This window comes from Empedobacter sp. UBA6745 (assembly GCF_002453775.1).
Classification (GTDB): domain Bacteria; phylum Bacteroidota; class Bacteroidia; order Flavobacteriales; family Weeksellaceae; genus Empedobacter; species Empedobacter falsenii_C.
Genome location: NZ_DKHL01000001.1, coordinates 13,460 through 33,541, shown reverse-complemented (window position 1 = coordinate 33,541; position 20,082 = coordinate 13,460). Strand labels below are relative to the sequence as shown.

Below are 20,082 nucleotides of genomic sequence, written 5' to 3'. Positions count from 1 at the left end.
AAAGCTATTAATTTTAGATAAAATTTAATGTTTTAATTTAAAAGTTAGAAAAAAATGAAATTCGCAAACAATATATTAGAAACGATTGGGAATACACCTTTGGTTAAAATTAATAAGATTACAAAGGATTTACCATGTACAGTTTTAGCAAAAGTTGAATATTTTAACCCTGGTCATTCTTGTAAAGATCGTATGGCGTTAAAAATGGTTGAAGATGCCGAAAAAGATGGTCGTTTAGTTCCAGGAGGTACAATTATCGAAGGTACTTCTGGTAACACAGGAATGGGATTGGCTTTGGCTGCTGTGATCAAAGGTTACAAATTAATTTGTGTGATTACAGACAAACAATCGAAAGAGAAAATGGATATTTTGCGCGCTGTTGGTGCAAAAGTTGTGGTTTGTCCTACGGATGTTGAGCCAGATGATCCACGTTCTTATTATTCAGTTTCTAAACGTTTGGCTCAAGAAACACCGAATGGTTGGTATGTCAATCAGTATGATAATCCATCAAATGCAATTGCGAATTATGAGCAAACTGGACCAGAAATTTGGGAACAAACAGAAGGAAAAGTAACGCATTTTATTGTTGGTGTTGGAACTGGAGGAACAATTTCAGGAGTTGGGAAATACTTGAAAGAAAAAAATCCTAATATTAAAATTTGGGGAGTTGATACGTATGGATCAGTTTTCAAAAAATATAAAGAAACAGGAATCTTCGACGAAAATGAAGTGTATTCTTATGTAACAGAAGGAATTGGTGAAGATATTTTACCAGAAAACGTAGATTTTGATATTATTGATGGATTTACAAAAGTGACTGATAAAGATGCAGCGGTTTATACGCGTCGTTTAGCTTTAGAAGAAGGTTTGTTTGTTGGAATGTCTTCGGGATCAGCGATCAAAGGATTGTTGCAAATGAAGGACGAATTCGGACCAGATGATGTTGTAGTAGTTTTATTCCACGATTCAGGTTCTCGTTATGTAGGAAAAATCTTTAACGATGATTGGATGCGTGACAGAGGATATTTGGACGAAGAAATCAAAACAGCTGTCGATTTAATCAAAGAACATGTTGATAAACCTTTGGTTACGGTTCGTACAGAGGAATTGGCTTCTCATGCAATTGATCGTATGCGTCGTTTCAAAATTTCTCAAATTCCAGTAATGGACGTGAATGGAATTGTTGGTTCTTTGGATGAATCAGATTTGTTTCAAGCATTTTTAGAAGATAGAAATGTTGCTGAAAAACCTGTTCACGAAATAATGGGAAAACCATATCCAGTCGTAAAAGCAGGAACATCTATCGAAGAAGTTTCGAAGTTAATTACAAAGGATAATCAAGCTGTTTTAATAGAATTAGAAAACGGAAAATATCATATCATCACAAAATATGATATTATTAACTCGATTAAATAACAAAAATCCTATCTTTGAAGCGATATGGGAATTGTATTAAAAGGTCAGAATTTAGTAAAAGATTACGGTAAAAAACATGTCGTAAAAAATGTGTCTTTTCAAGTAGAACAAGGAGAAATTATTGGATTATTAGGACCAAATGGTGCTGGTAAAACGACTTCTTTCTACATGATTGTTGGTTTGGTAAAGGCTACGCAAGGAAAAGTTTTTTTGGATAAACAAGATATCACAAACGATGCGATGTACAAACGCGCGCAAAAAGGTATTGGATATTTGGCGCAAGAAGCCTCTGTTTTTCGTAAACTTTCTGTAGAAGATAATATCAAATCAGTTTTACAATTCACGAAACATTCCAAAAAAGAGCAACAAATGCGCACAGATGCTTTGATTGAAGAGTTCTCGTTAGAGCATGTTCGTAAAAATCGTGGTGATTTACTTTCTGGAGGTGAGCGTCGTCGTTGCGAAATAGCACGTTGTTTGGCAACAGAACCTAATTTTATTTTATTAGATGAGCCTTTTGCTGGAGTTGACCCTATTGCGGTTGAGGATATTCAGAAAATTGTACGTTCGTTAAAAGATAAAAATATCGGAATCTTAATTACCGATCATAATGTATCGCAAACGCTTGCAATTACCGATAAAACATATATTATGTTCGAAGGTAAAATCTTGAAAGAAGGTTCGCCAGAAGAATTAGCAAATGATGAAGATGTTCGTCGCGTTTATCTAGGTGAAAACTTTATGTATCAGCAGATATAAATTACAATATAGTATTTTCTAAACCACTCAATTTTGAGTGGTTTTTTTTTAAAACTTCAAAATCATCTAAAATTAAAATTTGCTTAATTTTAAAAATTTCTGATTTTAATAGTTGCTTTTTCGATATATTTAACTACTAAAACTTACTGATAAAGAATGCTAAAACTCAACTATTATTTTGTTTGTCTGATTTCAATTTTTGTGTTGAATAGCTGTACACACGAATAAGATGCGATAAAAGAAACAAAAAAATCTACAAATAGAGGAGGAGTGGTGCTTACATTTGATGATGATTATGTGGACGAATGGTTCAATGCGAATTTAAAATTGAAACAATACAATTGGAAAGGAACGTTTTATGTAACGCATTTTGATAAGCTTTCGGAGAGTCAAATTCGTGAGTTAACTTATCTGCAACAAAACGGAAATGAGATTGCTGCGGATGGTTTAATTCATGTATATACAACAAAGTATATAAAAGAATTTGGAGGAAAAGAATTTATTGAAAAAGAAATCGCTCCAATGCTAAGTTTGATGAAAAACAAAGGTTTTGATGTAACCGATTTTTCTTATCCTTATGGCGATCGAAGTGTAGAATCGGGTCAATTACTTTTCAATCATTTTAAAACCTTAAGAGGAACAACTTATGGAAACGAAGCGCCTAATTTTCAGAACTGTTATTATCAAAATAAACCGTTATTTTTTGGTTTAGGAATCGATAATAGTTACGAGCATTTTAATGTGCCTTATTATATTTCGTTGTTGCAATATGCAAAGGATAACAATAAGATAGTCATTTTTTACGCGCATAAAACAGTTGCAAAAGCAATTAATAATTATGAAACTGAATTTAAAACCTTAGAAGAGATTTGCAAGTTTGTGAAGAATAATGATATGAAGTTTTATACAGTTAATGACTTACAAAAATTGAAATAAAAAAATGCTCAAATTCTTGAGCATTTTTCGTTTATTCTATAAAAAGTAAATCTCCTTTTTGATTAACAGCCTCTTTGAAATAAAGATAAACATCTTGTATATCAAAACGTCTAAAATTGATAGCGTTAGAAATATTTTGTTCAGGAAGTTGATAAATCATTTCAAAATTTAACATGCTACCAAAACCAGAACTCTCGATTTTTTCGACCAAAATTCCTAAAGATTCTAATCGTTCAATCAACCGATTAATTTCCAAATCATTATGTTTCATAATCTGTAAAACTTACTATTAAAGCGGTTTCAAAGCTAAAACATAAATTTTTAAAATAAGATTTTGAGAAATAAAATTATATGTTAAACCTTTCGATTCAAAACTTAATTCTCTCTCTTATAATTAATTATTTTAGAATATTTTTTAAATAATCTAACACATTTTCTATCGAATCAAATTGTTTTACACCATATTTTTCTGCCGTAATATCAACATTTCCTTTTCGCCAAAAACCATCTGGACAAATCACCAAAAGTTTTCCACTTTTTGCATACAATCCCATTTCTAACAAACTAATCGGACTTTTAGAATCTTTTCCAAAAAACATAATAATATAGTCTGCATTTTCTAATGCATTCAACTCCCATTCCACTTGTTTGCGAAATTCGGGCTCTTCTTTCACAGGCTTCCAAGCGGTATTCCAATCATCACGACGAGGATTTAGCAAGATGACTTTTTCATTTTTCAATTCTTTTGAAACCTTCGCTTGCCAATCTTCAGAATTTCTCATATCAATTGTTCCGCCCAAAAATATCTTTGTACGTTGATCATTTTTAGGAAGTTTATTCGGCGATTTTATTTCAAGAGATTGAGCAAAAATTGTAGTATTCAATAATAGAAATAAGGCAAATAAAATTGCTTTCATGTTGTTTTTGTTTCTGTAAATATAATGAGGTTGTTGATTTTGTATTTAATGACTTTTGTTAGAATTGGCTTGAAACAAAGAATATTTAACATAGATTTTATACTTTTTGAATAGATTTGAGGTTGTTTAGTATAAATAATAATCATACATGAAAAAGTTATTACCTTTTTTTGCTGCTTTTGTAATCTTTTCTTGTCAAGAAGACGAAGTGACAACTCCAGTCAAAGAACAGCCTACGAATCCTCAACCAACGGAAACTGAAATTTTCAAATTCGATAAAAATGTTTCAATTTTAGATAAACATTATTACAAAGGACCAGACGGAAAAGATTATCCAGCTGAATCTGAAACTTTCTTTAAGAAAACGTGGACGCTGTACGAAGATCCTTCTGTCAAATCTATTGAATTGAAAAAAGATTCGATTATAATCAATGAAGAATTGAAAACGTCTAAATATAAATCAACTGTAGAGGAAAATAATCTGTATGTTGCAGATGGTACAAGAAAAGTATTGTTAGGTCGAATTGATAAAACAACAAATTCATTTTATTTGTTCAAACATTTTGAGTCTTATGCTGTTGTAGATACTGAAAATGGAGGTGCTGCTTCTGGTAAAAGTTCTTCTTTTGGAAAAATTACAAAAGACAATATTTTTCCAAGAATTATAGATAAGCCTGAAAGTTTAAAACAAGAAGGAGCTTATGTTTTTTGGAATAATGTTGAATATAAATTCATCAAATAATCAATAAAAAAGCTGAAAATCAATCGTGATTTTCAGCTTCAAAAAATTACTTTTTAGCTTTTTTGGCTGGTTTTTCTTCAACCACATCTTCTTCATAATAATACTTATGTCTCGGACGTTTTACTCCATAAGAGCCATTCACAATTTTTCCTCTTCTCGATTTTTTATCGCCTTTTCCCATTATAAATGTTTTAAAATTAATAAATTCGATTACTTTCTACCCAAGTTAATAATTTCAATTTAGTTGGACAAAAGTTTTACAATTCTTTATCATTTAATCTAACTTTGCGACATCATTTGGCGTGGAGAAAAATTAATTTTAAACCAAATAGAAATGAGTAGAAATACAGACGCAAATAAAAAAGCGCACAAGAAAAAGTTAGATCAAAAGAAGCGTAAAGCGCAAGAAGCTGAAGCTGAACGTAAAGCTCGATTGAAAGTAATTAATCAGCAATTTAACGATAAAAATAAACCAGAAACGGAAGAATAATGATAAAAATTCTACATACAGCCGATTGGCATTTGGGCAAAAAATTAGATAGTTTTTCGAGATTAGAAGAGCAAATTTTAGTGATGAATGAAATTGTCGAAATTGCAGATCAAGAACAAGTCGATTTGGTACTTATTGCGGGCGATTTATTTGATAATTTTAATCCAAGTGTAGAAGCTGTAGAATTATTTTATAAAACATTAAAAAGACTTTCGAATAATGGAAAACGTCCTGTTGTAGCGATTTCTGGGAATCACGATTCTCCAAGTTTGATTGATGCTCCAGATCCTTTGGCGCGCGAATGTGGAATTATTTTGATTGGTTATCCAAATGCAAAAATTCAGGAATTTGAATTAAATGATTTCAAAATTTCGAAATCTGTGGAAGGAATGATTGAATTGAAATTAAATTCTTTCGATTTTCCGATTCGAATTATTCATACACCTTATGCAAACGAAATCCGTTTGAAACAATATTTTGGAGAGAATAAAGAAGAAGCTTTGAATGAAGTTTTAGCGACAAATTGGAAAAATATTGCGAATGAATATTGTGACGAAAATGGAGTTAATTTGTTGATGGCGCATTTGTATATGAACCAAAAAGGTACTGAAATTTTAGAAGAACCAGAAGGAGAAAAACCAATTAAAATTGGAAATGCAGATATGATTTTTTCAGAAGCTATTCCGCCTCAAATTCAATATACAGCTTTGGGACATTTGCATGGTTTTAAGAATATCGGAACGGAAATAAAGCCTGTTGTGTATAGCTCTTCGCCTTTGTGTTATAGCTTTTCCGAAGCTGGTCAAACCAAATATGTTTCGATTATTGAAGCTGAACCAAATCAAGCTATTTCATATCATAAAGTTGAATTAAAGAACGGAAAACCACTTATTCGAAAAACTTTTGATGATATAAATGTAGCTGTAGAATGGTTAAATGAACATCAAAATGCGTTGGTTGAATTGACCTTAGAAAGTGATTCTTTTTTGAAAGTTGATGAACGAAAATTGATTTATCAATCACATGATGGAATTATTCATTTGATTCCGAAAGTGAAAAATCAAGAAGTTGAAACGGTTGAATATAAGTTTGTAGATCAAACAAAAGATATGAAGGAATTGTTTACAGATTATTTCAAATCGAAGAATGGAAATCAAGAACCAAACGATGAAATAAAGAATTTGTTTAACGAAATTTTGAATTCATAATGATTCCAGTAAAATTAACTATAGAAGGACTTTATTCCTACCAAGAGCGCCAAACAATTGACTTTTCTGAATTAACTGAAGCAGGATTATTTGGAATTTTTGGGAATGTAGGTTCTGGAAAATCGTCAATTTTAGAGGCGATTATGTACGTTTTATATGGCGAAACTGAGCGCCTAAATTCCAAAGATAAACGCGCCTATAATATGATGAATTTGAAATCGAATTTGTCATATATCGAGTTTGATTTCTATAATTTTGAACAAAAATTATTCAGAGCAACCCGCGAATTTAAACGAAATTCGAAACGTTTTGAAGATGTAAAATCGCCAACAGTTGTTTTTTATGAGCAAAAAGACAATGAATGGATTCCGCTTAATCATTCGAAAGCAGAAGAAATAATTGGGTTGAGTTACGAAAATTTCAAACGAACAATTATTATTCCGCAAGGACAATTCAAGGAATTTATTGAGTTGGGCGCAAAAGATCGCACACAAATGATGAAGGAAATTTTTGGACTTCATCGTTATGATTTACAAGATAAAGTTGCGGCTTTAAATTCTCAAAACTTAACGAATCTTAATCAACTTGAAGGAAAATTATCTGGTTTTGAAGAAGTTTCGGAAGAAAAAATAAAAGAGCTTGAAGATAATTTGATAGAGCAAACAAAAGTTTCAACTCAAGTTCAAGAAGAATATAATCAAATGAATGAATCATTTCAACGTTTAAAAGCGTTGAAATCAGATTTTGAGACGTTAAAACAAAAGAAAATTGAGTTCGAAAAAGTTTCAATTCAGAATGAGCAAATGGATCAACGAAAAATTAAACTTGAGCACTATGAATTGATTTTTAATGTGTTTTCTCAACTTTTAGAAAATCATAAAAAAGTTTCAAATCAGATTGAAGAAAAGTCAATTTCAGTTGAGAATCAACAAAAACAATTGGCTTTAATCGAAAATCAAATCAAAGAAATTTCGAACCAAATTGAAGCGATTAAAACTGATTATGAAGCTTTACCAATAAAACGAAAAGAAGAAACGGATTTAGAATTAATTGTTCAGATTTTAACTTTTTCAGAGGAAATAGAAAAGTTAAAAGTGAGAACAGCAAAAGGTTTGAGAGAAGTTGAAGAGGTTCAGAAAAATGAACAAAAAATTGAAGCTTCAATCAAATCATCTGAAAAAGAAGTCAAAACTTTAGCTGAGTCAAAAATAGATTCTCAGACTTTGATGGAAGTAGGAAATTGGTTTGTTCAGAATCAAAATTTACAGCAATCTATTCAGAAACAACAATCTAAAATAGAAGAACAAAAGCAACAAATTAATGTTTTTGAAACTCAATTAAAAACAGAAAATATTGAGATTTCAAGTTTTGAAAATTGGTTTAATTCTGAATTTGAAAAGCTTGAATTAGCTAAAAAATCAACTGAAAAACAGAAAAATGAACTAGAAGTTCAGCAAAAGTTGGCACATTTTGCACATAATTTACACGAAGGTGAATCTTGTCCGCTTTGTGGAGCTTTAGAGCATCCGAATATTGTTGAGATTGATGATATTTCAACGAAATTTGAAATTGTAGATAATGAATTAAATCAAATTGATGAAAAGTTAAAATCACTTCAGAAAAAACAAAATGAAGTTCAAAAAAATATTGATCAAAAACAGTTTGTTGAAAAACAAATTGAACAAGAAAATCAAGTTTTGAATGAGTTGAAAATTGAACAAGAAAATCATTTGAATTTGTTTGTTTGGATAGATTTTGATCCAAAAAATGTTGAATTGTTTGAAGAAAAAAAGAAAGCAGTTATTGCTTTGGATAAAACAATTTCGGATAAAAATAAAGAGATTGAAACTTTTCGCGAAACTTTAGAAAAAGAACGTCAATCTGTTGAAAAATATAAAAATGCTTTAGAAAAATTTAGATTAGAAGAAACTGAAAAAGCTTCGCAAATCAAGCAAAATCAAGCAAATTTAAAAGTATTGAATTTTGAAGATTTTCAAAGTAAAACAACAGAAAATGTGCTACAGAATTTGAATGATTTAAAACTTAATAATGCGAAAATTGAACAAAATTATATTCAATTTATAGAAAGTTTAAATCAATTAAATCCAAAATTAGCTTCTCAAAAAACTTCAATCGAATTGATTGAAAAACAAATCATTGAGTTGAAAGAAGAATTGGCTATTAATCAAAATCAATTAGAAAAATCATTAGAAAAAAATCAAATACAAAATATTGAAGAAGTTCAATTGATTTTAAATCAGCAATTTAATGTTTTTCAAATAAGAAAAGAATTAGAAGATTTTAGAATTTTGTTCGAAACTTTGAAAAGTTCAATTCATGAATTAGAGCAGAAATTAGCGGATGTTTCTTTTGATGAAATGATTTATAAAACACAAGAAGAAAAATTAATTTTTGTAACAAATCAATTAAAAGAAGCGACCGAAATTGTAACAAAAACAAAAACTGAAATTGAACGATTGAATAAATCTTTTGCTGAAAAGAAAGATTTGTTAATTGAATTGGAAAAATTGCAAAAACGAGCGACGAATTTACAAACGATGCGAAATTTGTTTAATTCAGCAGGATTTGTGCAATATGTTTCGTCAATTTATTTGAAACAATTATGTGATAACGCAAATGTGAGATTTCATCGAATGACAAGAAATCAATTGAGTTTACAAATGAATGACAATAATGATTTTGAGATTATAGATTATTTGAATGAAGGTCGTTCACGTAGTGTGAAAACACTTTCTGGAGGGCAATCTTTCCAAGTTTCTTTGAGTTTGGCTTTGGCTTTGGCAGAAAGTGTGCAAACGAATGCGAAGTCAGAAAAAAACTTCTTTTTTATTGATGAAGGTTTTGGAACGCAAGATGCAGATGCGGTAAATATTGTGTTTGAAACGCTGATGAGTTTGCAAAAAGAGAACCGAATTGTCGGTATTATTTCTCATGTTGATGAGTTAAAAGATCGAATTCCAGTTGCGCTTCAAATTACAAAAGATGAAGAAAAAGGCAGTTTGATAGAAGTTGTTTCGTAAACAAAAAAAATCCGTTCGACTATCGAACGGATTTTTTTATATTTTGATTAGAGACTTTCAATTTTTATAGTTTTTAACAATTCTGGTAAAGCGGTATTCGTAAATTCTTCTTGCGCTTCTATTAACAAAGGTTTATAATCGTGATAACGATTAGAGAAATGACCTAAAATTAATTTTTTTACATTGGCTTGTTTCGCAATCATTCCAGCTTCTTTTGCAGTTGTATGCCCTGTGTAAACCGCTAAATCTTTCAATTCGTGTAAAAATGTTGATTCGTGATACAACAAATCGACACCTTTTATAATTGGAACAATATCTGGTTTATATTTTGTGTCTGAACAAAATGCGTAACTCAAAGATTTTTGAGCATCAAACGTTAAATAATCATTCGGAATTATTTCTCCAGATTCTAACATAAAATCTTTTCCATTTTTCAAATTTTGATAATCGCAGATTTCAATTTCAGGAAATTCTTCAATTGTATCCATGTTCAATTTTCGAGGTTTTGGTTTTTCTCGAAAAAGATAACCATTTGTATAAACTCGGTGATTTAGCGGAATAGAATACACTTCAACTTTATCATCTTCAAAAACTAAAACAGATTCTTTTGTATGTAATTCATTGAAAATAATCTCGAATGAATTATTAGATTCTGTTAAACGTAATTGTGTCGTAATAAATTCCTCAATTCCTTTCGGACCATGGATGTACAAAGGCATATCGCGACCAAGTAATTGAAGTGTAGAAATTAATCCAATCAATCCAAAAACATGATCGCCGTGCAAATGCGATATAAAAATGTGATTTATTCGGTTGAATTTTGCCTTCGCTTTTCGCAATTGTACTTGTGTTCCTTCTCCGCAATCAATCAAAAAATAGCGTTCTGCGATGTTTAATAATTGAGCGGTTGGATGCGTGAAAGCCGTTGGTAATGCCGAATTAAATCCTAATATTGTTAGTTGTAAACTCAATTTACGTTTAGATTAGTTAAAAAATCGTTTAATTTTTCGACAGCTTTTCCTCGGTGGCTAATTGCATTTTTTTCTTCTGGAGACATTTGCGCAAAAGATTTTGAAAAACCATCAGGAATAAAAATTGGATCGTAGCCAAAACCATTGTCACCCATAATTTCAGTTGCAATAGTTCCGTTTACTCGACCTTCGAAAAAATATTCCTTTCCATCCAAAATTAAACAGAAAATAGAAATAAAATACGCTTTCCGATTCGTTTTTCCTTCCAATTCTTTCAACGCTTTTGCAATATTATCTTCGTCTTTTCCTGTACCAGCATATCGAGCAGAATATACACCAGGTGCGCCATCTAACGCTTCTATCACTAATCCAGAATCATCTGCAAAGATATTTTTTCCAGTTTTATCGAAAATAGTTTTCGCTTTCAGTTGTGCATTTTCTTCGAAAGTTGTTCCAGTTTCTTCAATTTCATCAAAGAAATTAATATCAGTCAACGATTTCATCGATAGGTAAGAAGGCAACATTTTTGTAACTTCTTTTACTTTATTGTTGTTATGTGTGGCAAAAATTAATTCCATTTATATTGTTTTTTGTTCTGTTTTTTTGATTAATAAATAGACAGATAAAATTCCGATAAGTGTCATTCCTCCAATTAATAAATAATCTCTTTGCGCAAAAACTTCGCCTTCCATATCGCCCTGCATTAGCATTAAAGAGTAAGAAAGAGTGTTGTTTAAGAAATGTAATAACATGGGCAAAAACAACGATTTTGTACGATAATAAACTATTCCAAAAATGATTCCTAAAAGTCCAGCGCCTATAAATTGCCAAGGATTCATGTGTGCACATCCAAAAATAAATCCATTGATTAATATTGCAGTAGTAGGATTTACATTGAAGTTTAGCATTCCTTTCAAGATTATTCCTCTAAAAATAATTTCTTCGAAAATTGGAGCCAAAATACAAATCATAACAAACCCAGCGATTTTGTAATCTAACATCATTTCAAAAGAAGCTTGAAAAATTTTATAGATTTCTTCTAAAGGTCCAGTTGTCGGAATTAAACTTGTTGCAACTTCGGCTAAAGGCAAAAGAAATAACCAACAAGCTACTGATAATATGAGCTGAATTGGTGTAAAAGAATGTTTGATATCTTTTAAAATTGATGCAAATTTAGTTTGTGTCAACATCAATAAAATAACAATTGCGCAAACCGTTCCTGTTAAAAATCCTAACGGTAAAAGTAAGTGATTAAGCGGTTTGTAAAAAAGTGCTGGAGCAGACACAATTCCGCCAGCAAATTGCATCATAATCACTGCAATCGCGCTATATAAAAGTGCTTTTCCAATGCCAAAACTTAGTTTATTTTCTTGCTTTGGAACAAATTCTTCAAACGGAGAGGTGTTATTCATGATGATAAGGTTTACCCTGCAATATACTAAATCCTCGGTAAATTTGCTCTGTCAAAAATAAGCGAACCATTTGATGCGTAAACGTCATATTGGATAAAGACATTTTTTTATTTCCACGATTATAAACAGATTCGTCAAAACCATAAGGGCCACCAATCACAAAGACAAGATTTTTGACAGATTGATTCATGTAATTCTGAATATCATCTGCAAATTGCTTCGAAGTAGGCTGTTTCCCTTTTTCATCCAAAATGATCACAAAATCTGTATTGACGATTTTACTCAAAATTTGCTCAGCTTCTTTTTGTTTTTGTTGAATTTCGGACAAATTTTTACGATTTTTGATGTCAGGAATTTCAATTCTTTGATAATTAATGTGCGAAGGCAATCGATTTTCATACTTTTGTAATAGCATTTCGATGGCTTTTTCGTCTGTTTTACCGATACAAATGGTCGTAATATTCATTCAAAATTATTTATTGAGACAAAAATATGCGCATTCTACAAGATTTTAAAACATATACAGGAATAAATTATTTTCGAGATTGGTCGAAAACAAAATTGATGAACAAAAATACGGGCATCACGGTATATGATTTCTTGAAAGTTTTTTGGATTCGCGTTATGAAAGGTAATTTTCCGTTGCGTTCGGCAGCAGTTTCTTGGATTTTATTTTTTAGTATGTTTCCATTTTTGCTTTTTTTGTTTAGTATTTTGCCACATTTGGTTTATTATCAAGAAATAAAAAATCTATTATTTACACAACTTCTTCCTCAACTTTTACCTAAACATGTGAGTAACGAAGTGATTTCGTATATTGATAAAACGACGGCTGTACAAGGAAAACGTAAAGTGAATTATTTCTTGATTTTGATTACAATTTTTATGTCATCAAATGGAATACAGGGGATTATTAATGGATTTAATGTCTCGTATCAAGATGTTTATGTGAAACGCAAAAACTCAAAATCGAGAATGATTTCGATAATTTTGACATTATTTTTCACCGCATTTATTGTATTGCAAGTGTTTTTATCGTATTCGACATCAATTATTTGGAAATACTTAACCAACGTTTCATTCCTAAGTAAACTTGGACAGTTTTCGTATTTAATCAACTATTTTTCGGTATTTCTTTTCTACTTTGTTTCGATGTGTATGTTGTATTATTTCGGACCAAATCACAAAAAATCGCGTAGTACAGTTTTACCTGGTGCTATTTTGACTTCAGTTTTGTTCTTGTTAACTGTGATTGGTTTTAATTCGTATTTAAGTTATTTTACAAACATTGATTTGTTGTATGGATCGCTTGGATTAGTGATGATTATGATGATTTTTGTATACATCAATGTGATTTTGATGTTAGTTGGCTATGAATTGAACATGTCAATTAATTACACCAAAAATTACGAATACGTTAATCATATCGACAATAATCGATTTATTAATTTGGATAAATTTTAAGGCTCATTTAAAAGATGACCGCAGGTTTTGCAATAAATAGCACCATCTAGGTGATAGTCATCGCCACAATTGCGGCATCTTTGTGTGTTTGTAGGAATGTCTTCTTTGTGTCTAGCCGCTTTATTCATTTCCATTGTTACAATACTTGTGGGAACAGCAATTACACCATAACCTATAATCATAACAACAGATGCTAAAAATTGTCCCAAACCAGTGACAGGAGAAATATCACCATAACCTACTGTTGTTAAAGTGACAATTGCCCAATAAATACTAATAGGTATACTTGTAAAACCAGATTCGGGATGATCATGTTCCACCATATACATGATCGAGCCAATTACAACAACAATTAATACTACAAATGATAAGAAAACGATGATTTTATCTTTACTTTCTTTCAGCCCTAACACCAACACATTTTTCCCACGTGTAAATCGTGTAAGGTTAAAAATTCTGAAAATACGTAGCAATCTTAAAATACGAATACTTGCTAGGTACTTACTTGTAGGTAAAACTAAACCAAGATAAAATGGTAAAATAGACAATAAATCAATAACTCCATAAAAACTAAAAATATATCGCCAACGATTTTTAACACAGTAGATTCTTAATAAATATTCTATAGTGAACAAAAACGTTAAAATCCATTCTAAAGATACTAAAACTGTATGGTGTCTCGCATTAATTGCTGGAATAGACTCCAACATAACCAAACCTACACTTAATAAAATTAAAAGTAATAACGAGATATCAAAAAGTTTTCCATAAGGTGTATCAGCTTCAAAAACTATATCGAATATTTTTTGTTTTAGCTTCTTTTCTTCATCAGCCCCCATTCTTTTTAGATAAGGAAATCTACCTTTAAACATTGGTTTATATTTTTGGAATGAGCTAAATTAGGAAAAAATTTTAGTATGAATATTCTATTGACTGGTGGAAGTGGATTAATTGGTTCAGAATTAACGAAGATTTTAATTGAAAATGGACATCAAGTTCGCATTTTGACAAGAGAAAAACAGATTGAACATCCTTTTTATCATTGGGATAAAGATACAATTGATGAAAAAGTTTTTGAAAATTTGGATGGAATTATTCATTTGGCTGGAAGCTTAATTGCGAAAAGATGGACAAATTCTTACAAAAAAGAAATTTTTTCGAGTAGAGTTGATACAGCGAATTTACTTTTTGAGTATGTCAAAAAATTGAATATTGATTTGAAATTTTTTATCTCCGCGTCTGGAACAGCTTATTATGGACAAATTACTTCGAACAAGATTTTCAAAGAGTCTGATGAACCGAATATTGATTTTTTAGGTAAAGTTTGTGTCGCATGGGAAAATGCTGCTTATCAGTTCGAAAAAATAGGAGCGAGAGTGGTTTGTCTTAGAACTTCGTTGGTTTTGGCAAAGAATGGCGAAGGTTTCAAATTATTGAAAAAACCTATTCAACTTGGCGTAGGAGCAAATCTTGGTGACGGAAAACAATGGATGCCTTGGATACATATTACGGATTTGTTACAGATTTATGCGCAAGCTGTTGAAGATGAAAAAATGAATGGAAATTATAATGCTTCATCACCAGAAAATATTAATCATTCAGAATTCAATCATATGTTAGCGACAAAAATGAATAAACCGTTTTTTATGCCAAATATTCCTGCTTTTGTAATGAAATTAGTATTAGGACAAATGAGTGATTTAGTTTTGAAAGGTACTCGAATTGATGCAACTAAAATTCAAGAAACAGGTTTCGAATTTCAATATCCTACCTTAGAAAAAGCGTTGGAGGAATTGATAGAAAAGTAACCAAAATTTTATTTAGATTATTCTTTATATCTTGTTGCGTATCGTACTTTTGCAGGAATTACAAATTGAAATGAAATTAAAAATTACTTTACTCTTTTTATTTATTGCATTATATACAAATGCGCAATCGAAAGATTTAAAATTCGGAAAAATTTCGGAGCAAGAAATTAATTTAACTCAAGTTCCTTTCGAGAAAAATGCAGATGCTGTTATTCTTTCAGAAGAAGGAAAAATGGATTTAACTTCGTCTAATTATTATTTGACTGTAAAACGAAGAATCAAAATTCTGACTGATAAAGGACTTGATGAAGCAAATATACAACTGAATTATTACAGCAAGAATAGAAATGAATCTATAAGCGGAATTAAGGGAGGTACAATTAATATTGTAAATGGAGTAGAGCAAATGACTCCGATTGATGAGAAAGAGATTTTTGATGTTTCTCTAAATGAATTGTATGCTGCAAAACGTTTCACTTTTCCAAACGTAAAAGTTGGTTCTATTATCGAGTATACTTATATCAAAAGTAGCGAACATAATTTTTCTATTGATGCGTGGAATTTTCAACACGATATACCAACGCTTTCGAGCAAGTTTCGATTAAATAATCAAGCTTATGGTACCTATTCGATTATTACAATTGGTGATGGTTTGAATACAAAGTATAAAGGTAAATCAAGTTCAACGGAGTGGTTATTACATAATATCCAAAGTTATAATCAATTAAAATACGTTTATAATCCTGAAGATCAAAGTGAACGTATCAAAATACAGGCTGCTACTTATCATACAGATGGTGCAAAAAAAACTACGATGAACGCGTGGAGAGATTTGATTCAAGATATAAATGCACAATATGATTTGTATCGAAATCCTTCTGCAATCAGAGATTTAGCGCAAAATATTCCGAATGGAAAAGATGAGGTAGAAACTTTGAAAAATGTGATTGAATATATTGATTCAAATGTAAAATGGAACAGATTTTATGGAATTATTCCAACGCGTTCAAATAAAACTTTATTGAAAGAAAAGTCTGGTTCTACGGCAGATATGAATCTTTTATTGAATGAAATTTTAACAGCCAAAGGTTTCGAAACTTCGATGGTTATGTTTAGTAGTCGTCATCACGGACAAATTTTGTTTTCTTATCCAATTGTCAATCAATTCAATTCTGTTTTAACAGTTGTGAAATTGAATAATGGCGCTTCAAATATTATTTTAGATGCTTCGAAATTAAATAAAGAGCAAATCGAATTTGGACCTTTAGACGTGTTTAATTATCACGGAATTGTCATCAAAAAAGGTGAAGCTTCTTTTGTAAAGTTGAATCAAAAATTGTCTTATTATGAATCATCATTAAAGTATGATTTTATGAATAATGGAAATTTAGTTCTCTATCGTAAAGACAAATTCAATGGTTATTTTTATGATAATGATGTAGAAGAAAAAAAAGTTTTGAATAGATATTTGACTGAATCTTTAGATGTACGTTTGGACGAAGAGATTAATGATAAAACGATTTTCGAAACCGATTCTTACGTTAAAAACTATAAAGCAAAAACTGTAATTCCGAATGCTCCATTTTATACATTTATTAATCCTTTGCGCGAATTTCTAAAACAATATACTTTTGACGATACCAATCGTCAACGCAAAATAGAATTTAATTATCCTTATTTATTTAATATTCAGGTAAAATCTAAAATTCCAGATGGTTACGAAATGATAATTGATGAAAAATACAAAGCGCATCACAAAACTGAGCTTGGTTTAGAATATTATGAAGAAGCTAAAGTAAAAGATGGACAATTCACGTTAGCAATTCAATTTTTATTGCCAGAAGGTGTTTATGAAGCGGATAAATACAATGAATTGAAACAGTTTTTTGAGAAAATAAAAACAGAATCTCTGAAAGAAGTTTTAATGAAAAAGAAATAAACCAAAATCCCGCACTGAATTTCTCAGTGCGGGATTTGTTTTTTATATTTATACAATAACACTATGTATGAAATTTAATATTTATTTTGTTTTTAGTTTTTTATTGGTTCAATTAAGTTTAGCCCAATCAACTAAATTTGAATTCGGAAATATATCCGAAGAAGAATATAACTACACAAATGTTCCATTTGAGCTAGATGCTTCAGCTGTTATTCTTTCAGAATACGGAGAATTGCAAATGAAAAATTATGGATATGTTATAAAACAATATATTCGCAAAAAGATTTTAAAACAAGATGCAATTGAAGGAAATATTCTAGAATTTACTTATAATCCTAATAATAAATATAATCGTCCAAAGATTAATAAAGTTCAGGTTTATAATAAGATTAATAATGAAATAATTATTTCTAAACTTAATAAGGCTGATATTGTAGAGGAAACAGTAGATGAAAACACTAGGAGAATAGTTTATGCTATTCCAAATATTAAGGTAGGCTCTATAATAGAATATGAAACGGAAGATGTACGTACAGCAGATTTATATGCGACACCGTGGAATTTTCAGAATGATTATCCAACTTTAACATCAAAACTAGATATTAGAATGCATACAGATTTTGATTATCGAATTTACTTGATTGGTCAAAAGCTGAATGAGAAATATGGAAACAGAAAGGCAAACAGATCTTGGGAAATTGAAAATGTTCCAAGTGTAAAGAAATTCAATAAAGTATATAATATTAGAGATTTTAAAGAGTCAATAGGATTTCAATATACAGCGGAGCAAGATTGGCATGGTACTATTTTTTCTTCTCCAACATGGACTTCATTTCGATCTGTTTTTACAAAGAAAATAGAAACTAATTTAAGAGGAGTTAATTTTAATGAGATTGCTTTAAAAATTCAGAATGGATCTTCTCAATTAGAAACATATAAAAATGTGATAGAATATGTGAAAAAAAATTACAAGACAGACAATTCTAATACTATTGATAAAATCTCAAATTTTAATTCTGGAATTTTAAGAACCAAAATAGGTTCTAATTTAGAGCTAGTTATTTTAGTTAATAAACTACTCAAATCAAAAGGAATAGAATCTCATTTAGTCATAAATAGTTATAGAGGTAGAGGAAGATTAATTATGAATTTTCCTATTGTATCAAGAATTTCGAATATTCAAAATATGTCAGTTTTAGATAATCAGATTTATCTTTTTGATGAAAATATTTTAAAAATAGTTGATGATAGTTATAAGGAGAAAATTGTTTTTCCTTATTTAGATTACTATAATCAATTGGTTTTAAAACTTGAATCTAAACAAGATGAGTTCTTTAATATTAATCCTCCCTTATCGGAGAGTTATTTAATTAATGAAATAGAGTTTAAACAAGATGATATTAGAATGAAGTCTTTAAATAAATTCAAAGGTTATTTTAACAAAGACAATCAAAAGAAATATGATTTTCCAATGTTTAATGAATTAATGTATTCGTCAGATGATATAAATAATCAAGGAGAATATTCTTCTATTAATAAGATATTTGCTGTAAAAGAGAAAAAAATAGATTATTTTGGATTTGAATTTCCGTTTAATGAAGATTTAAATTTTTTAGCCATTGATAAGGATAGAAAATATCAAGTTGAATTAGATTTTCCATTTCAAAAAGTGATTCAATTTAAATCTAAAATTCCAAATGATTTTACATTAAAACATGATAGTTTTGATAAAGAAATTAATGCTTTAGGAAATAAATTACAATATAAACAACATCTCGAAATTAAAAATAACGAATTTGTTATTTCCTATATTTTATTGATTAATCAAGCAATTATAACCAATAAAGAACTCAAAGAATATTCAGAATTTTTAAACAAAATAGCAGAAAGAAATAAGGATACAGTCATTTTAATGAAAAAGAAATAAACAAAATCCTGCATTGAATTTCTCAGTGCGGGATTTTATTTATTATTCAATCACCATCAAATTACAACCTCGCACATCCGAATGATCGAAACGTCCTAAGATTTCAAATTGATTGTGAGTTATTTTTTTACCTAAATCATCAGTTGCAATAAAACTAATCGAATTGTAATTTGCCAAATCAATCACATTTACGCCACCTGTTTTTCCCTCTTCAACATATTGGAAAGGATCTTCGGTTTCTCTGATCAAAATTCGCATCCAATTTGGCGATTTAAACGTCAAATCTCCTCGAGAATAACCTTGCGAAAGCAATTCCGTCATTCCATATTCCGAATGAATTTCATTTGTTCCGAAACCATTTTTCAAAATTGAATGCAATTCTTCGCGCGTAATTTCTTTCTTGCGACCTTTCATTCCGCCAGTTTCCATGACAATTGTATGTTGCAAATTCATTTTATAATTTTCGACAAAATCTAACAAAGCAAACGAAACACCAATCAAAATTGCTTTCTTGCCCGTTTTTTCGTGGGCAATAAGATTTTCGTACAATTCATCGTGATTATACAAGTAGAAACCACTTTTATCGCTGCCGGATTTCTCAATCCAATACTCCACCATATCAATTAGAGACGAACCTGTGCGCTCCAAATACGAAGGCAAAAGAGCAAAAATAGTGTAATCGGAAAGTGGACCATAAAATTGTTCGAAACATTTTTCTAAACTGTAATGATACAATGCCAAATCCGTAACCAAATGCTTGCTTGTCGCCATTCCAGTTGTTCCAGAACTTGTGAAAATTTTTTCCACTTCACGATTTCCCGAAATCAATTCAAATTTCTTAAAAAACTGAATCGGTAAAAAAGGAATTTCGTTGGTGTGTTTTACAGTAGAATAATCAACGTTCAAGAAATTTAAGAAGTTTTTGTAGACTTCATTTTCTTGCGCTTGATAACGGAAAACTTCCAATGCAACGTTTTGGAAATCTTCTTCGGATTGAATAGAAAAAATTTGCTTTGAATCAAACATTTTGCAAAATTACAAAATAGAGTAGA

Annotated in this window: 20 protein-coding genes; 11 read left to right on the top strand and 9 right to left on the bottom strand. The window is 30.1% G+C overall.

Annotated elements, in window-relative coordinates:
* Positions 1 to 54 precede the first annotated feature (54 nt).
* The 3 genes from B4H69_RS00190 (at position 55) to B4H69_RS00180 (ending at position 3,111) form a co-directional block, all read left to right on the top strand.
* A complete protein-coding gene (locus B4H69_RS00190) occupies positions 55 to 1,416 on the top strand; it encodes a pyridoxal-phosphate dependent enzyme (protein WP_115001359.1) in 1,362 nt (453 codons plus the stop codon).
* A 30-nt stretch (positions 1,417 to 1,446) separates the two neighbouring features.
* Positions 1,447 to 2,175 (top strand): LPS export ABC transporter ATP-binding protein, encoded by a 729-nt coding sequence (gene lptB / locus B4H69_RS00185; RefSeq protein ID WP_125348857.1) that lies wholly within the window; start codon positions 1,447 to 1,449, stop codon positions 2,173 to 2,175.
* Positions 2,176 to 2,409: 234 nt separating this feature from the next.
* The gene (locus B4H69_RS00180) at positions 2,410 to 3,111 is read left to right on the top strand and encodes a polysaccharide deacetylase family protein (protein ID WP_280045388.1); all 702 of its coding nucleotides are present in this window, start codon (positions 2,410 to 2,412) and stop codon (positions 3,109 to 3,111) included.
* A gap of 31 nt (positions 3,112 to 3,142) precedes the next feature.
* Here the strand turns inward: B4H69_RS00180 and B4H69_RS00175 are convergent, their stop codons facing one another.
* Together B4H69_RS00175 and B4H69_RS00170 are read right to left on the bottom strand one after the other, a co-directional pair.
* Positions 3,143 to 3,382 (bottom strand): hypothetical protein, encoded by a 240-nt coding sequence (locus tag B4H69_RS00175; protein ID WP_038334521.1) that lies wholly within the window; start codon positions 3,380 to 3,382, stop codon positions 3,143 to 3,145.
* Positions 3,383 to 3,509: 127 nt separating this feature from the next.
* On the bottom strand, positions 3,510 to 4,028 hold the full coding sequence (locus B4H69_RS00170; protein ID WP_180904942.1) for a nucleoside 2-deoxyribosyltransferase domain-containing protein: 519 nt from the start codon (positions 4,026 to 4,028) through the stop codon (positions 3,510 to 3,512).
* A 148-nt stretch (positions 4,029 to 4,176) separates the two neighbouring features.
* Between B4H69_RS00170 and B4H69_RS00165 the strand changes: the two genes are divergently transcribed.
* Entirely contained in the window at positions 4,177 to 4,770 is a 594-nt protein-coding gene (locus tag B4H69_RS00165; RefSeq protein ID WP_180904941.1) for a hypothetical protein, read from the top strand.
* A 46-nt stretch (positions 4,771 to 4,816) separates the two neighbouring features.
* On the opposite strand, the gene B4H69_RS00160 is transcribed toward B4H69_RS00165, so the two are convergent.
* Positions 4,817 to 4,951: a 30S ribosomal protein THX gene (locus B4H69_RS00160; RefSeq protein ID WP_180904940.1), complete on the bottom strand. Its 135-nt coding sequence runs from the start codon at positions 4,949 to 4,951 to the stop codon at positions 4,817 to 4,819.
* 153 nt (positions 4,952 to 5,104) lie between these two features.
* Here B4H69_RS00160 and B4H69_RS00155 point away from each other — a divergent pair, with 153 nt between their 5' ends.
* The 3 genes from B4H69_RS00155 to B4H69_RS00145 are packed head-to-tail and all read left to right on the top strand — an operon-like array spanning position 5,105 to position 9,509.
* Complete coding sequence (locus B4H69_RS00155) at positions 5,105 to 5,260, top strand: hypothetical protein (RefSeq protein ID WP_180904939.1); 156 nt, start codon at positions 5,105 to 5,107, stop codon at positions 5,258 to 5,260.
* Positions 5,261 to 5,262: 2 nt separating this feature from the next.
* On the top strand, positions 5,263 to 6,468 hold the full coding sequence (locus B4H69_RS00150) for a metallophosphoesterase family protein (protein WP_291092466.1): 1,206 nt from the start codon (positions 5,263 to 5,265) through the stop codon (positions 6,466 to 6,468).
* Entirely contained in the window at positions 6,468 to 9,509 is a 3,042-nt protein-coding gene (locus tag B4H69_RS00145; protein WP_291092284.1) for an AAA family ATPase, read from the top strand. The genes B4H69_RS00150 and B4H69_RS00145 overlap by 1 nt, the downstream gene beginning before the upstream one ends.
* A 47-nt stretch (positions 9,510 to 9,556) precedes the next feature.
* On the opposite strand, the gene B4H69_RS00140 is transcribed toward B4H69_RS00145, so the two are convergent.
* From B4H69_RS00140 to rlmH, 4 genes are read right to left on the bottom strand one after another with little or no spacing between them, the layout of a single operon-like run.
* Positions 9,557 to 10,480: a ribonuclease Z gene (locus B4H69_RS00140; RefSeq protein ID WP_180904936.1), complete on the bottom strand. Its 924-nt coding sequence runs from the start codon at positions 10,478 to 10,480 to the stop codon at positions 9,557 to 9,559.
* The gene (gene rdgB, locus B4H69_RS00135; protein WP_125348823.1) at positions 10,477 to 11,058 is read right to left on the bottom strand and encodes an RdgB/HAM1 family non-canonical purine NTP pyrophosphatase; all 582 of its coding nucleotides are present in this window, start codon (positions 11,056 to 11,058) and stop codon (positions 10,477 to 10,479) included. The genes B4H69_RS00140 and rdgB overlap by 4 nt, the downstream gene beginning before the upstream one ends.
* Entirely contained in the window at positions 11,059 to 11,892 is an 834-nt protein-coding gene (locus B4H69_RS00130; RefSeq protein WP_180904935.1) for a CPBP family intramembrane glutamic endopeptidase, read from the bottom strand.
* Positions 11,885 to 12,358, bottom strand: coding sequence for a 23S rRNA (pseudouridine(1915)-N(3))-methyltransferase RlmH (gene rlmH, locus B4H69_RS00125; protein WP_038334530.1), 474 nt, complete (start codon positions 12,356 to 12,358; stop codon positions 11,885 to 11,887). Before rlmH ends, B4H69_RS00130 begins: the two co-directional genes overlap by 8 nt.
* Before the next feature lie 26 nt (positions 12,359 to 12,384).
* On the opposite strand from rlmH, the gene B4H69_RS00120 reads away from it, so the two are divergent.
* Entirely contained in the window at positions 12,385 to 13,356 is a 972-nt protein-coding gene (locus B4H69_RS00120; RefSeq protein WP_180904934.1) for a YihY/virulence factor BrkB family protein, read from the top strand.
* Here the strand turns inward: B4H69_RS00120 and B4H69_RS00115 are convergent.
* Positions 13,353 to 14,228 (bottom strand): ion transporter, encoded by an 876-nt coding sequence (locus B4H69_RS00115; RefSeq protein ID WP_180904933.1) that lies wholly within the window; start codon positions 14,226 to 14,228, stop codon positions 13,353 to 13,355. The genes B4H69_RS00120 and B4H69_RS00115 overlap by 4 nt on opposite strands.
* A 45-nt stretch (positions 14,229 to 14,273) precedes the next feature.
* On the opposite strand from B4H69_RS00115, the gene B4H69_RS00110 reads away from it, so the two are divergent.
* From B4H69_RS00110 to B4H69_RS00100, 3 genes are all read left to right on the top strand, one after another.
* Positions 14,274 to 15,164 carry a TIGR01777 family oxidoreductase gene (locus tag B4H69_RS00110; protein WP_180904932.1) on the top strand — a complete coding sequence of 297 codons (891 nt, stop codon included), beginning with the start codon at positions 14,274 to 14,276 and terminating at the stop codon, positions 15,162 to 15,164.
* Between the two features lie 70 nt (positions 15,165 to 15,234).
* Positions 15,235 to 17,103: a DUF3857 domain-containing protein gene (locus tag B4H69_RS00105; RefSeq protein ID WP_180904931.1), complete on the top strand. Its 1,869-nt coding sequence runs from the start codon at positions 15,235 to 15,237 to the stop codon at positions 17,101 to 17,103.
* A gap of 67 nt (positions 17,104 to 17,170) precedes the next feature.
* Complete coding sequence (locus B4H69_RS00100; protein ID WP_180904930.1) at positions 17,171 to 19,030, top strand: DUF3857 domain-containing protein; 1,860 nt, start codon at positions 17,171 to 17,173, stop codon at positions 19,028 to 19,030.
* Between the two features lie 42 nt (positions 19,031 to 19,072).
* Here the strand turns inward: B4H69_RS00100 and B4H69_RS00095 are convergent, their stop codons facing one another.
* Complete coding sequence (locus B4H69_RS00095) at positions 19,073 to 20,056, bottom strand: acyltransferase (protein ID WP_038334559.1); 984 nt, start codon at positions 20,054 to 20,056, stop codon at positions 19,073 to 19,075.
* Between the last annotated feature and the right edge of the window lie 26 nt (positions 20,057 to 20,082).

What these genes read in the sequence shown, in the direction of transcription:
- B4H69_RS00190 (WP_115001359.1), top strand. Translation starts at nt 55, where the DNA reads ATGAAATTCGCAAACAATATATTAGAAACGATTGGGAATACACCTTTG.
- B4H69_RS00175 (WP_038334521.1), bottom strand. Translation starts at nt 3,382, where the DNA reads ATGAAACATAATGATTTGGAAATTAATCGGTTGATTGAACGATTAGAA.
- B4H69_RS00170 (WP_180904942.1), bottom strand. Translation starts at nt 4,028, where the DNA reads ATGAAAGCAATTTTATTTGCCTTATTTCTATTATTGAATACTACAATT.
- B4H69_RS00165 (WP_180904941.1), top strand. Translation starts at nt 4,177, where the DNA reads ATGAAAAAGTTATTACCTTTTTTTGCTGCTTTTGTAATCTTTTCTTGT.
- B4H69_RS00160 (WP_180904940.1), bottom strand. Translation starts at nt 4,951, where the DNA reads ATGGGAAAAGGCGATAAAAAATCGAGAAGAGGAAAAATTGTGAATGGC.
- B4H69_RS00155 (WP_180904939.1), top strand. Translation starts at nt 5,105, where the DNA reads ATGAGTAGAAATACAGACGCAAATAAAAAAGCGCACAAGAAAAAGTTA.
- B4H69_RS00145 (WP_291092284.1), top strand. Translation starts at nt 6,468, where the DNA reads ATGATTCCAGTAAAATTAACTATAGAAGGACTTTATTCCTACCAAGAG.
- rdgB (WP_125348823.1), bottom strand. Translation starts at nt 11,058, where the DNA reads ATGGAATTAATTTTTGCCACACATAACAACAATAAAGTAAAAGAAGTT.
- B4H69_RS00130 (WP_180904935.1), bottom strand. Translation starts at nt 11,892, where the DNA reads ATGAATAACACCTCTCCGTTTGAAGAATTTGTTCCAAAGCAAGAAAAT.
- rlmH (WP_038334530.1), bottom strand. Translation starts at nt 12,358, where the DNA reads ATGAATATTACGACCATTTGTATCGGTAAAACAGACGAAAAAGCCATC.
- B4H69_RS00120 (WP_180904934.1), top strand. Translation starts at nt 12,385, where the DNA reads ATGCGCATTCTACAAGATTTTAAAACATATACAGGAATAAATTATTTT.
- B4H69_RS00115 (WP_180904933.1), bottom strand. Translation starts at nt 14,228, where the DNA reads ATGTTTAAAGGTAGATTTCCTTATCTAAAAAGAATGGGGGCTGATGAA.
- B4H69_RS00110 (WP_180904932.1), top strand. Translation starts at nt 14,274, where the DNA reads ATGAATATTCTATTGACTGGTGGAAGTGGATTAATTGGTTCAGAATTA.
- B4H69_RS00105 (WP_180904931.1), top strand. Translation starts at nt 15,235, where the DNA reads ATGAAATTAAAAATTACTTTACTCTTTTTATTTATTGCATTATATACA.
- B4H69_RS00100 (WP_180904930.1), top strand. Translation starts at nt 17,171, where the DNA reads ATGAAATTTAATATTTATTTTGTTTTTAGTTTTTTATTGGTTCAATTA.
- B4H69_RS00095 (WP_038334559.1), bottom strand. Translation starts at nt 20,056, where the DNA reads ATGTTTGATTCAAAGCAAATTTTTTCTATTCAATCCGAAGAAGATTTC.